Origin of the sequence: Collinsella sp. CLA-SR-H006, from assembly GCF_040097075.1 — a bacterium.
Classification (GTDB): domain Bacteria; phylum Actinomycetota; class Coriobacteriia; order Coriobacteriales; family Coriobacteriaceae; genus Collinsella.
Genome location: NZ_JBBNPD010000005.1, coordinates 70,556 through 84,692, shown reverse-complemented (window position 1 = coordinate 84,692; position 14,137 = coordinate 70,556). Strand labels below are relative to the sequence as shown.

Annotated in this window: 9 protein-coding genes; 1 reads left to right on the top strand and 8 read right to left on the bottom strand. The window is 62.5% G+C overall.

Going from position 1 to position 14,137, the window contains the following annotated elements:
• Window positions 1-117: 117 nt before the first annotated feature.
• Window positions 118-1,302 (bottom strand): ribosome small subunit-dependent GTPase A, encoded by a 1,185-nt coding sequence (rsgA, locus tag AAA069_RS04380; RefSeq protein ID WP_346979005.1) that lies wholly within the window; start codon window positions 1,300-1,302, stop codon window positions 118-120.
• 241 nt (window positions 1,303-1,543) lie between these two features.
• A complete protein-coding gene (locus AAA069_RS04375) occupies window positions 1,544-4,225 on the bottom strand; it encodes a cation-translocating P-type ATPase (RefSeq protein ID WP_349127670.1) in 2,682 nt (893 codons plus the stop codon).
• A 441-nt stretch (window positions 4,226-4,666) separates the two neighbouring features.
• Between AAA069_RS04375 and pyk the strand changes: the two genes are divergently transcribed.
• The gene (pyk, locus tag AAA069_RS04370) at window positions 4,667-6,127 is read left to right on the top strand and encodes a pyruvate kinase (RefSeq protein WP_089572705.1); all 1,461 of its coding nucleotides are present in this window, start codon (window positions 4,667-4,669) and stop codon (window positions 6,125-6,127) included.
• Between the two features lie 212 nt (window positions 6,128-6,339).
• On the opposite strand, the gene AAA069_RS04365 is transcribed toward pyk, so the two are convergent.
• From AAA069_RS04365 to pheS, 6 genes are all read right to left on the bottom strand, one after another.
• Window positions 6,340-7,188 (bottom strand): hypothetical protein, encoded by an 849-nt coding sequence (locus AAA069_RS04365; RefSeq protein WP_349127669.1) that lies wholly within the window; start codon window positions 7,186-7,188, stop codon window positions 6,340-6,342.
• 79 nt (window positions 7,189-7,267) lie between these two features.
• Window positions 7,268-8,038 carry an ABC transporter ATP-binding protein gene (locus tag AAA069_RS04360; RefSeq protein ID WP_349127668.1) on the bottom strand — a complete coding sequence of 257 codons (771 nt, stop codon included), beginning with the start codon at window positions 8,036-8,038 and terminating at the stop codon, window positions 7,268-7,270.
• A 46-nt stretch (window positions 8,039-8,084) separates the two neighbouring features.
• Entirely contained in the window at window positions 8,085-8,921 is an 837-nt protein-coding gene (locus AAA069_RS04355) for an energy-coupling factor transporter transmembrane component T (protein ID WP_349127667.1), read from the bottom strand.
• Window positions 8,899-9,984 (bottom strand): cobalt transporter CbiM, encoded by a 1,086-nt coding sequence (gene cbiM, locus AAA069_RS04350; protein WP_349127666.1) that lies wholly within the window; start codon window positions 9,982-9,984, stop codon window positions 8,899-8,901. Before cbiM ends, AAA069_RS04355 begins: the two co-directional genes overlap by 23 nt.
• A gap of 245 nt (window positions 9,985-10,229) precedes the next feature.
• Window positions 10,230-12,683, bottom strand: a complete 2,454-nt coding sequence (gene pheT / locus AAA069_RS04345) for a phenylalanine--tRNA ligase subunit beta (protein WP_117736240.1) — start codon at window positions 12,681-12,683, stop codon at window positions 10,230-10,232.
• Between the two features lie 181 nt (window positions 12,684-12,864).
• Window positions 12,865-13,941 (bottom strand): phenylalanine--tRNA ligase subunit alpha, encoded by a 1,077-nt coding sequence (pheS, locus tag AAA069_RS04340; protein ID WP_349089153.1) that lies wholly within the window; start codon window positions 13,939-13,941, stop codon window positions 12,865-12,867.
• Window positions 13,942-14,137: the final 196 nt, after the last annotated feature.

The following is a 14,137-nucleotide window of genomic DNA, read 5'->3' as shown; positions in this document are numbered from 1 at the left end:
CAAGCTCGTGGCAAGGTTTTGGCCAGCACGTCAGCAAACTGCATGTTTCGAGGCTTTTCCGCAGCAAAAAAGCCATCTCCCGAACAGTTGGGAGACGGCTGTCATAGGAAAAATCAATTACAGATGGACATCGGGATCGAGCATTTGAGCACTCACGCGCATGGATGACGCCAGGTTTTGGAACGTTTCCAAACGCAGACTGTCGATCTGCCCGGCGTCCTCGGCCTCGCGAACGGCACAACCCGGCTCATGGGTATGCGTGCAATCGCCAAACCGGCACGCGCGCGATGCCTCGACAATCTCGGGGAAGGCGCGCGCCAGACCCCGCTCGTGACCCACGAGCGGTAGGCTGCGCAGGCCCGGGGCATCGGCGATCACGCCGGCGTCGCCCGGCAGCGCCACCATCACACGCGCGACGGTAGTGTGACGGCCCTGGTCGTCGCGTTCGCGCACACCGCCAGTCGCCAACGTATCGTGGCCCAGCAGTGCATTGAGCAGCGTCGACTTGCCGGCACCCGACTCGCCCAGAATCATGGCGCAGCTCCCGGCAGGCACGCAGACACGGACCTCGTCCAGGCCGCGGCCCTCAGCAGAGGACGTCACGATCACGCGCACGTCCGGACCCACCAGGCGGCGCACGCGGTCCAGATCGCGCTCGAGCTCCTCGGCATCGCAGCGGTCAGCTTTGGTGAGCACCACCACCGGCTCGGCATCGCAGTCGAGCGCCAACACCAGCGAGCGCGCCACGCGGTCGAGCAGCACCTCACCGGCACCGAGCGCCTGCACGATCAGCACGCTATCCACGTTGGAGCAGAGCACCTGACGCTCTCCGCGGGCACGGCCGCGCCAACGCTCAAAGCTCGTACGGCGCGGCAGAACGCACTCAATCACGCCCATATCGTGCCCGGGAGCGCGGCGCACCGCCGCACGGTCGCCCACGGCGGGCAGCAGCACCTCGTCCTCGCCGCGCGACTTGGCAAACCCCACGGCATGCTCGGCACGAAAGGTATCGTCGGCCGTCACCACCAGCGGAAACCCGCGATCTAAGCGCACCACGGCGCCAAGCTGCATCTGCTCGGGCTCCTCAGCATGTGCGCAGAAATCATCAAAGGCAGTCTGCTGGGTTTCATCGACTGGCAGGTCATCAAACGCCGGAACGTCCTGCAGCGCGTCAAGCCCCGGCACGCTTGCCAGCAGCTCCTCAGCAGATACGGGAGCCTCGGTCGCGAGCTTCCGACGACGATCGCGCTTAGCCCGCGCCCCCGTCGTCTTTTTCTTCGCCTTAGCCTTAGCCTTGCCCACAAGCGCCTCCCAGCACCACAAATCACAACTGAGCAGGTATTTTACCCACAAAAAAGAGTCGGTCGAGCAATTGCTCGACCGACTCACACACTTTCCCTCAGCTTATGGTCCCGAGAGGTTATCCGAAGGCCCGACCGCCGGGAGGGATTTCTTCTGAGCGATCCCGCAGCGCGAAGCGCGAGGACCAGCGAAGAAGAAACCCCGCAGGCGGTCGGGCCGGTGGGAAGGATGGCCTTTCGACCTACTCTTTCTCGACCGCGCGCATGATCGCCTTGTAGATCTCCATCAGCGGGATGATCAGGAAGGCCAGGCCCAGCGCGGCAAGAACGCCCTTGAGCTCAAGCGTCACGGGGCCAAAGAACATCTCGGCAAGCGTCGGCTGCACGGTCACGATCACCGTCAGCACCAGTGCCAGCGCGGCGGAAGCCCACAGCCACTTGTTCTGCTTCTTCATGGTGAACAGCGACGCACGACGACTGCGCATATTGAAGCAGTGGAAAATCTCGACCATGTTGAGCGTGATGAACGCCATCATCACGCCTTCCTCGTCGGCATTGCCGGCGATCATATCGGCGATGTGGATGTAGCCCATGTCAAAGTACACGCCCACAAAGAAGCTCGCCAGCACCAGCACGGTGATGATCAGACCCTGGACCACGCAGTCCAGGCCCATGTGACCGGCAAAGACACCGTCCTTGGCGTTGCGCGGCTTGCGCTTCATGATGTCACCCTCGGCGTCCTCCATGCCCAGCGCGAGCGCGGGGAAGCAGTCGGTGACCAGGTTCACCCACAGCAGCTGCACCGGCTGGAAGATGGTAAAGCCGATGAGCGTGGCGATAAACACCGAGAACACCTCAGCAAGGTTGGCCGAAAGCAGGAACTGGATGACCTTGCGGATGTTGTCGTAGATGCGACGGCCCTCTTCGCAGGCACCGATGATGGTGGCGAAGTTGTCGTCGGCAAGCACCATGTCGGCAACGTTCTTGGTGACGTCGGTGCCGGTGATGCCCATACCGACGCCGATGTCGGCGCGCTTGATGGACGGGGCGTCGTTGACGCCGTCGCCGGTCATGGCGACGATCTGGTCGCGCGACTTCCAGGCCTCGACGATGCGCGTCTTGTGCTCGGGCTGGACGCGGGCGTACACGCCGTAGTCCTCGATGTGCGCGTCGAGCTCCTCGTCGCTCATGCGGTCGAGGTCGGCACCGGTAATGGCCTGGCTGCGATCGGCGACGATGCCCAGCTGCTTGGCGATGGCCACGGCGGTGTCGATGTGGTCGCCCGTGATCATGACGGTGCGGATACCGGCGTCATGCGCCTCGCGGATGGCGTCGGCGACCTCGGGGCGAACCGGGTCAATCATGCCGGACAGGCCGCAGAAGACCAGGTCATGCTCGAGCGCGGCGGGACTGCAGTCGGCCGGGACCTCGGTGTAGGTGCGGCTTGCCAGCGCCAGCACGCGCAGGGCCTCGTCGGCCATGGCCTTGTTGGCGGCCACGAGCTCGGCACGACGCTCCTCGGTCAGCGGAACGACCTTATCGCCCTCGTAGATGTGGGTGCACAGGCCGATCACCACGTCGGGCGCGCCCTTGGTGTACTGCTCATACTCGCCGTCCAGGGTCTCGACGACCACGGACATCATCTTGCGGCCCGAGTCGAACGGGGCCTCGCCCACGCGCGGGTGCTCGGCAGTCAGGCCAGTGAGGCCCGCCTTGCCGGCGTCGTTGACGAGCGCGCACTCAGTCGGCTCGCCCACGGCCTCGCCCAGCTCCTCGTCCCACTGGGCATCGGAGCACAGCGCCATGCCGGCCAGGAACTTCTCCTTAGGTGCGGCGAGCTCGTGCTTGACGACGGTCATCTTGTTTTGGGTAAGGGTACCGGTCTTGTCGGAGCAGATGGTCTGCGTGCAGCCGAGCGTCTCGACGGCAGAGAGCTTGCGGATGATTGCCTGGCGCTTGGCCATCTTGGTCACGCCAAGCGACAGCACGATGGTCACGACGGCGACCAGGCCCTCGGGGATGGCAGCGACGGCGAGCGAGACGGCAACCATAAAGGTATCGAGCAGGGCGGTCGGGTCGGTAAGAACGTTGCCCACGCCGTGGCGGATGATGTCGACACCAAAGATGACGACGCAGATGACGATAACCATGATAGTGAGGATGCGGCTGAGCTCGGCAAGCTTCACCTGCAGCGGCGTGAGCTCTTCCTTGGCCTCGGCCAGGGCGCCGGCAATCTTGCCCATCTCGGTGTTCATACCGGTACCGACCACGACGGCGCGACCGCGACCGTACACCACGGTGGAACCCATGTAGCACATGTTCTTGCGGTCGCCGAGCGGCACGTCGTCGGTGCCGGTGGCGAGCTCGATCACGTTGGCATGCTTCTCGACAGGCACGGACTCGCCGGTGAGTGCAGCCTCTTCGATCTTCATCGTGGCGCTCTCGAGCACGCGGCAGTCGGCCGGGACGGAGTCGCCCGCCTCGAGCATGATCACATCGCCAGGCACGAGCTCGGCACTCGGCAGGTGCACGAGCTTGCCGTCGCGCAGAACCTTGGACTGCGCCGCGCTCATCTCCTGCAATGCCTCGAGAGCTTCCTCGCTCTTGGCCTCCTGAACCACGCCCAGCACCGAGTTGACGATAACGACGAACATGATGATGGCGACGTCGGCAAAGTCCGCCTCACCCTTGACCATGCCCGTGAGTGCACTGATGACGGCGGCAACGATCAGCATGATGACCATGGGGTCGGCCATCTGCTCAAAGAAGCGCTTCCACAACGGCGTCTTCTCGGCTTCCTCGAGCTTGTTAGGGCCTGTCTTGGCGAGGCGCGACGACGCCTCGTCGTTGCTCAGGCCGAGGTCCTCATCGACACCTTGGTCGCTGAGTACCTCCGCCGCGGCGGACAGGTATTCCTTTTGCATATAGAGTCCCCTCCTGGGATTCGGGCCACTCAGCAGATTGATGCCCGATCATAATTCCCAGGAGAAGGGCAAGGGCTCATCAAGGCTGCCGTGCTGAGCGGCAGTTGATAGTGGAGCTATGGTACCCCAAAGCGGCGCGTCTAGCCAAAACATTCCAATTGGAAACACGGCTCGAGTGCAACGATGCAGACCGTATGATGTTCGACATTGATAAAACGTTTTTTCTTCGGTGCATCATCAAACTGAAATATCGCCCAGATAGCAGCGGTTAGAACGGTTGGTAAAGTTTTTGCATATACCGTTTATTCGCAAAAAATGAACTTCTAATTCGGCATACGGTCGATTTTTTGGGGTATTCGGTCGGCATTTCGTTATAATCATCTCAGTTTTATTTCTTATGGTTTATCTATCAGCGCAAGACGATGTCAGATGGAGGTCTGAATGTACAAGCGCACCAAGATTGTATGCACCATGGGTCCCGCCTGCGATAGCGACGAGACCATCCGCGAGATGATCAAGGCGGGCATGAACGTCGCCCGTTTTAACTTCTCGCACGGATCCTACGACGAGCACCACGGTCGCATCGAGCGCGTCCGTCGTATTTCCAAGGAGCTCGGTCTGCCCGTCGGCATCCTGCTCGACACCAAGGGCCCCGAGGTCCGCACCGGCCTTCTGGTCGATGGCAAGAAGGTTGCCGTCAAGACCGGCGATAAGATCGTCGTCACCGCCCAGCCCACGTCCGAGGATTTCCACGGCACCGCTGAGCACATCTCCCTCGACTACCTGGCTCTGCCCTCCGAGGTCGAGAAGGGCTCCCTTATCCTGATCGATGACGGCCTGGTTGCCCTCGAGGTCGAGTCCGTCGACGGCCAGGACATGACCTGCGTCGTTAAGAACGACGGCCTGATCGGCGAGCGCAAGGGCGTCAACATGCCCAACGTCAACATTTCGCTGCCCGCTATCACCGAGCGCGATCGTCAGGACATCCTCTTTGGCCTGACCGAGAACATCGACTACATCGCCGCTTCCTTCATCCGTGACGGCGAGTCCGTCCGCGGCATTCGCAAGCTTTGCCGCGAGAACGGTGGCGAGCACGTGACAATCTTCCCTAAGATCGAGTGCGCCCTGGGCGTCGAGAACTTTGACGAGATCCTCGAGGCTTCCGACGGCATCATGGTCGCCCGTGGCGACCTGGGCATCGAGATCAAGCCCGAGCTCGTTCCCCACATCCAGAAGGAGATCATCGCCAAGTGCAACGCGGCCTACAAGCCCGTTATCACCGCTACGCAGATGCTCGACTCCATGCAGCAGAACCCGCGCCCGACGCGCGCCGAGGTTGCCGACGTTGCTAACGCCATCTACGACGGCACCGACGCCGTTATGCTCTCTGGCGAGTCCGCTGCCGGTAAGTACCCGGTCGAGGCCGTCAAGATGCAGGCCAGCATTGCTCTCGAGACTGAGAAGTACCTCCCGGCTCACGCTCCGCTCGAGGTTCCGGCTGACGCTCACGGCACCCGCGTCGTCAACAACGTTGTGGGTATGTCCGCTGTGAACATGGCTACCACCGTTGGCGCCAAGTGCATCACCGTGCCGACGACCACCGGTCGTACCGCTCGCCTGATCTCGCACTTCCGTCCCAACATGCCGATCTGCGCGTTCTCCCGCCACGAGTGGGCCGTCCAGCAGATGATTATGTACTGGGGCGTCATCCCGCACCAGGCCGAGATTACCCAGGGCACCGTCAACGGCACGATCGTCAAGGCGATCGAGACCGCTAAGGAGCTCGGCTACGTCGAGGCCGGCGATCTGACCGTCGCCACCGCCGGCGACCCCCGCATGAGCGTCCAGCTCGAGGACAAGGTCTCCTCGACCAACGTCGCTTACGTCGCTCAGGTGCGCTAAAACGCACTTGCAAGCACATTTGCATTGCAAAGGGCCCGGAAGGCGTCGCCTTCCGGGCCCTTTTTCTGTACGTCGATGCCTCCTGCACGGCATGACACGCAACCAGCTGCTTATGGCATGCTATGAAATGTGCAGCTCGTTTGCCGTGTTTACGCCCTGCGACGGGAGCTGTTAGTCAGTTGGGATGAGCCGTTCACCGTCAAGCCGGCCGGCTAGCAGCTAGCGATCAGGGGCAGAGCGGGCGCACCGGGTGATGCGACGCGGGCGGCAAATCCCGCCTCGGTCAGCTCGATGACCTCGGTAAACGTTGCATCGAAAAAGTCCTCGGTTAGCAAGCGATACGGCGGATGATCGGGCTCGCCGGGGTTTTCGCGTACAATCTCGTGCATAACGCCGATGGTCTTGAGCACATACTCCTTATGGATGGGATACTGACCAAAACGCGTCGCCGCAGTATACAGGCGATCGGTCGCGCGCGGAATTGAAACAATGCCGAGCGTCTTGCCAAACCAGTCAAAGTCGCCTTGCTTTTTAATGCGGAATTCCTCGCACGGCTTGCCGCCGTGCGCCTCCAGGTACTGATTCACGCGCGTATTCCATACGGTATCTGCCACCAGATGCGACCAGACACCCAATGTCAAATCGAGCAACGACTGCGCCACGTCCTCGGACGCAAGCGAGAACTCACGAGCGCCGGGACCGACAACCGGCTCGGCATCCCTGTAGCGCTGGGGATAGTGCACGCGATTCAGTCGCTCGCGCTCCTCGACAATCGAGGTAGCCTCGGCGGGTTCGCCCGCGGGTGCGCCGTTAAGCAGCGGCGCCACATAGGTATCCCAAAACTCATGCTCGCGCGGCTTAGGGATAGGCTCGGGGTTTGCAAAGTGCGTAATGCGATACGGAATGGGGTCAGCGATGCCAGGGACCATATAGCCCACGAAGATATCCGGAACCACGCAGCCAAACAAAAAGGCATTGCGGTCGCGCACACTATTGGCAAGCGCACCGGTGCGCTCCAGCAAACGCTCCGTCTGAGCGATATGAATGTTCCAGCTTGGCATAGCCACCCCCATAAAAACCTGGATAACTATACCATCATGGCAAAGCCGCGCGGGCGGCTACGCACGCTCTACGCAGCAACTATTCCGCAGCGCCGCTCTCGGTTCCATACGACGACACCGGCGCCTCGACCACATGGTGATATCGATCGATATAGATGGCGCGGGCGCCCAGGCGCCGCACCAAATCCTGATGATGCGTGCTCATCAAGACCGTCTTGCCGGCAGCAACATAGGCCAGTAGAAAGTTGACCACGATGTCGCACGAGTCCTCGTCAAGTCCGTTGGTAGGCTCGTCGAGCACCAGGATATCCGGGTTCATCGACACCACCGCAGCCAGCGCCACGCGCTTCTTTTGCCCGCCCGAAAGCTGATAGGGCGAGGCGTCGACCAGATCGGCAACCTGGAACAGCTCCATGGCATCGCGGACGCGACACTCGAGCTCGTCTGCCGGCAGCCCCATTTGGGCCGGGCCAAACGCGACTTCCTCGCCCACCGTGGCGCAAAAGAGTTGCGCATCGGCGTTTTGGAACACAAAGCCCACGCGCTGATGGAACCGCTGGGCCGTCGCGGAATCCTTGAGATATGCTGCATCGACCGCATGCCCGTCGAACAGGTACGCACCCGCGTCCGCAAACTCAAGGCCGTTAATAAGACGCATAATCGTCGTCTTACCGCAGCCGTTGGGACCGAGCAGGGCAACGAGTTCACCACGATCGACCTGCAGCGACACGCCATCGACAACCGTATGCCCCGCATAGGAGAACACCACGTCGCGCAGCTCGATGAGCGGCGCGACCTCGGCGCCGCCCGCACCGTTCGTGCCCGCCGCACTATTCATATCGATCGTCAAAACGTCGCCCTTCCCCATTTGCATCCCCAGCCGGAACCAGCAGCGCCTACAGCACGGCGCACAACACTGCCAGCAGCGCCACGCCGGCCGCGTAAACCGCATCGCGCCAGCCAAAACCGCTCCGTGCAGGCGCCGGATACACGCCGGCAAACCCACGGCAGAGCATGGCCTCGTCCATCGCATGACTGCATTCCATCGCCTTGATAAAGGTCATGCCCATGATACCCGCGACCGAGTCGGTGCGCGAAAACCCCTCAGGCGCGCGACCCACACTGCGCAGCATGACCGATTCGGTCAGATCGTGCGCCGTTCGGCCCAGCACCTCGATGTGCTTGAGCGCCATATCAAACGTAAAGATGACCTCGTCGGGCAGATGTAGCGTCTTGAGCGCCGCCGACATGCGGTTCCAGGTGAGCGTCCACGAAACACCCAGCACGAGCGACACGTTAATGAACGTCTTAAGCGCAATTTTGAGCATGGCACCCGTAGCGGAAGCGCCCAGCAGCAGGGCAGGCAGCGCCAGGACCACTGCGAGCCCCGCAGCGCCAAGCGCCGGCACAAAGGTCGCGCGCAGCCCGCGTACAGGGCGCACGGCAACGAGCACCAGCGCGATAGCCGCCATCAACATGAGGTACAGCGGGCTCTGTGTCAGACACACGCACAGGACGCAGACGAACATCCCCACCAAGCGCACCGGAGCCGAAACGCAAGAAAGGGCGCGGTCGACCATCGACCCGCCCTCGTGCGCGCCCCCACCAAGGCGAACCCGCTCAAGCAGGCTCGCCAGGTGCAGGACATTCTGTTGCATTACACGATGCCGAGCCCCCACGGGCTCGTAACGCTGCTCGACCGCAAGCCAGCTAGGCAGCTCGGCTATTGCCATGAGCACCGCTTTCCTTAACCGTCAGCGAGATCAGACGGAATGCGATGGTGAGCACCGCCACGCCAATCACGCCGGACAGAATATACATGGCAGCCTGACCGGCAAAGCCAAGACCCTGTTCCTCGGAATAGGCCTGCAGGTAATCACCCGTAGGCAGAGCGTCGGCAAAGGTCGGATTATCGAGGCCGACCGAAGCCTGCAGACTGTCGTCACCAGCCTCCTGAACGGCAGTCGCGGCGCCCTCAGCGTCCCACTCGCCCCAGGCGTCACCTGTGGCAAGCAAGCCGAGCGGCGTAGCCACGACAAGCACGGCGACCAGAATGATCGTGGGAATCAGGGAAGTCTTCTTGGCGGCAGTGCCCTCGGCAGCAAGCTGGCCATCGACGGCCTCGGGCCCGACAATAATGCTCGGCGCCGTCTTCTTAATGAAACCGTAGATGGCGGCCGTCGCCACGCCCTCGACCACGCCGGCAACCAGCATATGCGGAATCATCATGGCAGGGATAGCAATAGACAGCGGGAAGGGACAGTACAGTGGCGCACCCGAAGCGTTGGTAAAGAGCATCGGCTGAATACCAAACTCGATTGCCGCGCACAGGGCCGCCAGGCACAGGCCGACCCAGCCGCTTACGATGGCCGAAACCGAGGTGCCCCAGCTCTTGTCGTGCAAACGGCTGTTGAGCGCACGGAACACGACAGCAGCGGCAAACGGCAGCACGAAGGCCATGTTAAAGCAGTTAGCGCCAAAGGACAGAACGCCGCCGTCGCCAAACAGCAGCGCCTGCAGCGCCAGCGCAACCGAGACAGCGATAGCCGCGGCCTCGGGGCCTAGCAGCAGTGCAATGAGCGCGCCGCCGACGGCGTGACCTGTGGTACCGCCGGGCAGCGGCACATTGAACATCATAAGCAGGAAGGAGAACGCGGCGCAGATGCCCAGGAAAGCCATGTGCTCGCGATCGAGCGTGGCGCGCACTTTCTTGATGCAGTGGATCCAAACGGGCACCATCGCCACTGCCATGACGGCATCGGTCTGCGGGGACAGATAATTATCTGGAATGTGCATGTACGCCTCCCGGTTATCGGCGCACGGAATTGCAACGCCGCTTGAATCACCTTTCCAGTGTTACGTAATGTCAGATTCGTAACACGCCGCGGGCTATCATAGCAAAACGGCGCACTGCCGACAAAGCAGCACGCCGTTATGTAATGCGCGTGTCATATATGCAGGCTCAGCAGCGCCTTATATCGAGCATAGCAGTCACGTAGGACTCGGCGGCAGCCACCGCTGGCCTATACCCGGCGCAAATCCTAGCCGCGGACCTCGCCGTTTACGCCCTTGCACACCTTGGTGACGATCTTCTGGTGCGCTTTTTCGACCTCTTCACTGGTGAGCGTGTGGTCGTCGGAGCGATACGTAAGCGCAAAGGCCATGGACTTCTTGCCCGCTCCGATGCGGATGGGATCGCGGTAGACGTCGAACAGGCGCACGCCCTCGAGTAGCTTGCCGCCGGCACTGGTAATGCGGCGCTCAAGGTCCTCGCAGGTCACGGAGTTGTCGACCACGATAGCCAGGTCGTGCTCAACAGCCGGGTACTGCGAGAACTCGCGGTAGTTCTCCTGATTGCGGGCGCCCTTGATCAGCTTGTCCAAATCGAGCTCAAAGGCAACGACGACCTCATCGATGCCCATCGCCTCGCGCGCCTCGGGGTGAATCTCGCCGACCCAGCCCAGCACGGTGCCGCCGGACAGAACCTCGGCCGCACGACCCGGCTGCAAGAAAGCGTAGCCCTCGCCCTCGACGGGACGGAAGCGAACCTTCTCGATGCGCAGCTGGGCGAGCAGCTCCTCGACAATGCCCTTGCCAAAGAAGAAGCGCAGCTTGCGGTACTTCATGTTCCAGGACTGCTCGCTCCACTGGCCCGAGAGCACGCCCGCCACGGACTTGGTCTCCTTGGGCAGGCTGGCGTTCTCGCGACCGTGGAACAGGCTGCCGACCTCGTACAGGTGCACGTTGGGCGTACCGTGCGCCTCGTTGTAGGCCACGGACTGCAGCAGGCCCGGCAGCAGCGAACGACGCATCTCGGTCTGCTCGGCTACCAGCGGGTTCATGAGCACCACGGGGCAGCCGCGGCCCTCGGTGGACATGCCGATCTTCTCCAGGTCGCCCGGGGCGGCAAAGCCAAAGGTCGTGGTCTCGTTGAGGCCGCAGGCGCGCAGGATCTCGCCGACCTTGCGGGTGAGCTTCTGCTCGCGGGTCAGGCCGCCGATGTGGTTCTTGGCAGCCGGGATGGTCGCCGTCACACGGCCCATGCCCCACAGGCGCAGGACCTCCTCGATCAGATCGATCTCGCGCGGCAGGTCGGGGCGGAAGCTCGGCGGAGTGACCATAAAGTCCTCGCCGTCGCGCTCGACGGTGCAGCCCAGACGGGTGAGCGAACGCTCGATAAAGTCGGGCTCGATGTCGGCACCGCAGATGGCATGCACGCGGGCCAGGCGCAGCTTAATGCTGTCGATGGTCTTGGGCGCGGGGAACACATCAACGTAGCCGGGAGCGACCTCGCCGCCGGCGATCTCCTCGATGAGCGCGCAGGTAACGTTGGCGACATCCACGCAGCCGGTCTCGTCGACCTGGCGCTCAAAGCGGATGGAGGCGTCGGAAATCAGCGACAGGTCGCGGCTGGTGTGCGAGGTGCGACCGGCGTTGAAGCAGGCGCTCTCAACCATCACATCGACGGTATCGTCCTCAATCTCGGAATCCATGCCGCCCATAACGCCGGCCAACGCCACGGGGCGCTCGCCGTCGGTGATGAGGCCCATGCCGGCGTCGAGCACGCGCTCCTCGCCGTCGAGCGTCGTGAACTTCTCGTCCTGCTGGGCGGCGCGAACCACCACGCGACGATGGCCATCGCGCTCGGCAAAGGTGTCCAGGTCAAAGGCGTGCAGCGGCTGACCGGTGAGCATCATCACATAGTTGGTGATGTCGACGATGTTGTTGTGCGGGCGCACACCCAGGGCGTTGAGGCGCTTGACCATCCAGTCGGGCGAGGGGCCGACCTTCACGTTGCGCACGATGCGGGCGACGTAGCGGTCGCACAGGCCCTCGTCGGCAATCTCGACCGAAAGCTCGTCGTCGGTCGCGCGGCCGGTCTCCGCCTTGATGGCGGGCAGCTCAACGTGGAAATCGCGGTCGAAGATGGCGCCGGTCTCACGGGCCATGCCGATCATGGACAGGCAGTCGGGGCGGTTGGGCGTGATCTCGCAGTCGAGCACGGTATCACTCGAGCCCACATACTCGGCAAACGGCATGCCGCAGGGCGTATCCTCGGGCAGGATCATGATGCCGGAGTGGTCGCCACCCAGGCCGAGCTCGCGCGCGGAGCAGTTCATGCCCATGGACACGACGCCGCGAAGCTTGCTCTTCTTGATCTTGACGTCACCGGGAAGCACGGCGCCGATCATGGCCGTGACGATGTGGTCGCCGGCCTCAAAGTTCTGCGCGCCGCAGACGATCTGCAGCGGAGCGGGGTTGCCGTCGGCGTCGAGGTTCTTGTCACCCACGTCGACCGAGCACACATACATATGGTCGCTATCGGGGTGCGGGGTCTTGGTAAGCACCTTGGCGGTTACCACGTGGTCGAAGGACTCGCCCACGGTGTCGATCGCCTCGACCTCGGTGCCGGTACGGATATATTCGTCCGAAAGGGTCTTGGGATCCTCCGGAATATCGATCATGGTCTTGAGCCAGTCGTAAGAAACACGCATCTAACTGGTCTCCTTTCATCTGTAACGTCTGCAATAAACAGACGGAAAACTCCAGCTACGGAGACGGGTTTCCGAGGTGCCGCAGATTGCCCCGAAAGAGGAGCGCCGCGTACTTGGGTACGCAAGCGACGGTTTGAGGGGCAAGGTGCGGTGGCTCGGGAAGCCGCCGGGACAGGTCAGCTTAAAACTGATTCAGGAAACGCATATCGCCTGTCATGAGCGTTCTGAGGTCGGGCAGGTCGTAGCGCAGGGCAGCGACGCGCTCGGCGCCAATGCCAAAGGCGAAGCCGGTGTACTTCTCGGGGTCGATGCCGCAGTTGATCAGGACGTTGGGGTCGACCATGCCGCAGCCCAAGATCTCGATCCAGCCGCTGTGCTTGCAGAAGTTGCAGCCCTTGCCGCCGCAGACGTGGCAGCTCACGTCCACCTCGCAGGAAGGCTCGGTGAAGGGGAAGAAGTGCGGGCGATAACGCGTCTTGCGGTCCTCGCCAAACATGCACTTAACAAAGTAGTCGAGCGTGCCCTTAAGATCGCCAAAGGTGATGCCCTCGTCGACGACCAGGCCTTCGATCTGGTTGAACTGCGGCAGGTGGCAGGCGTCGGCCGTGTCGGGACGATAGACGGTGCCCGGGCAGATCATGTAAATGGGCGGCTTCTGCGACTCCATGGTGTGGATCTGCACGCCCGAGGTCTGGGTGCGCAGCAGCACGTCGGACTCGCCGTGAGCGTGAGCCTCGGGATGCGCGACGCTGCCGGGGTTGTTGTCGACCACATAGAACGTGTCGCGAGCCGAGCGGCTCGGGTGATCCATGGGCGCGTTGAGCGCGGTGAAGTTGTAGTAGGAGGTATCGACCATGGGGCCGGACTCGACGGTGTAGCCGATACCGCAGAAGATGTCCTCGGCCTCCTCGATGATCTGCTTGATCAGGTGCTGGTGACCGATCTGCGGACGGATGCCCGGCAGCGTGATGTCGACGGCCTCGTGCTCGAGCGTGTGCTTGAGGGCGGCAGCCTTCATCTCGGTGGTGCGCTCGTCGAGCATACCCTCAATCAGCTGGCGCATCTCGTTGGCGCGTTTGCCCATCATGGGACGATCCTCGGGGGCGAGCTTGCCCATCATGCGCATCAGGCCGGTGATACGGCCCTTGCGACCGAGCAGCTCAACGCGCGCAGCCTCGAGCTTGGCGGCGTCGTCGGCGCTAGTGACGAGCTCCTTGGCCTCTTCCTCGAGTTTGACCAGATCATCAATCAGACTCATGTCTTCCCTTTCGTCTCTCGCGCATCCGCGCTCCGGGACGGCTGACGCTGCCCGATGCTGCGGATGCGCGGCCCGGTTCGGTAACAAAAAACCGTCCTCGGGCATGTGCATTGCCCAAGGACGGTTAAATTCCGCGGTACCACCTTGTTTGACCCGGCGGATGTCTGGCCCGCCGCGCCCACTCTGCGCCTCTTGT

Excerpts from the sequence above, each read along its gene's own strand:
- AAA069_RS04365 (WP_349127669.1), bottom strand. The coding sequence starts at position 7,188 with ATGCCAAGCTGGAACATTCATATCGCTCAGACGGAGCGTTTGCTGGAG.
- pyk (WP_089572705.1), top strand. The coding sequence starts at position 4,667 with ATGTACAAGCGCACCAAGATTGTATGCACCATGGGTCCCGCCTGCGAT.
- pheS (WP_349089153.1), bottom strand. The coding sequence starts at position 13,941 with ATGAGTCTGATTGATGATCTGGTCAAACTCGAGGAAGAGGCCAAGGAG.
- cbiM (WP_349127666.1), bottom strand. The coding sequence starts at position 9,984 with ATGCACATTCCAGATAATTATCTGTCCCCGCAGACCGATGCCGTCATG.
- AAA069_RS04355 (WP_349127667.1), bottom strand. The coding sequence starts at position 8,921 with ATGGCAATAGCCGAGCTGCCTAGCTGGCTTGCGGTCGAGCAGCGTTAC.
- AAA069_RS04375 (WP_349127670.1), bottom strand. The coding sequence starts at position 4,225 with ATGCAAAAGGAATACCTGTCCGCCGCGGCGGAGGTACTCAGCGACCAA.
- pheT (WP_117736240.1), bottom strand. The coding sequence starts at position 12,683 with ATGCGTGTTTCTTACGACTGGCTCAAGACCATGATCGATATTCCGGAG.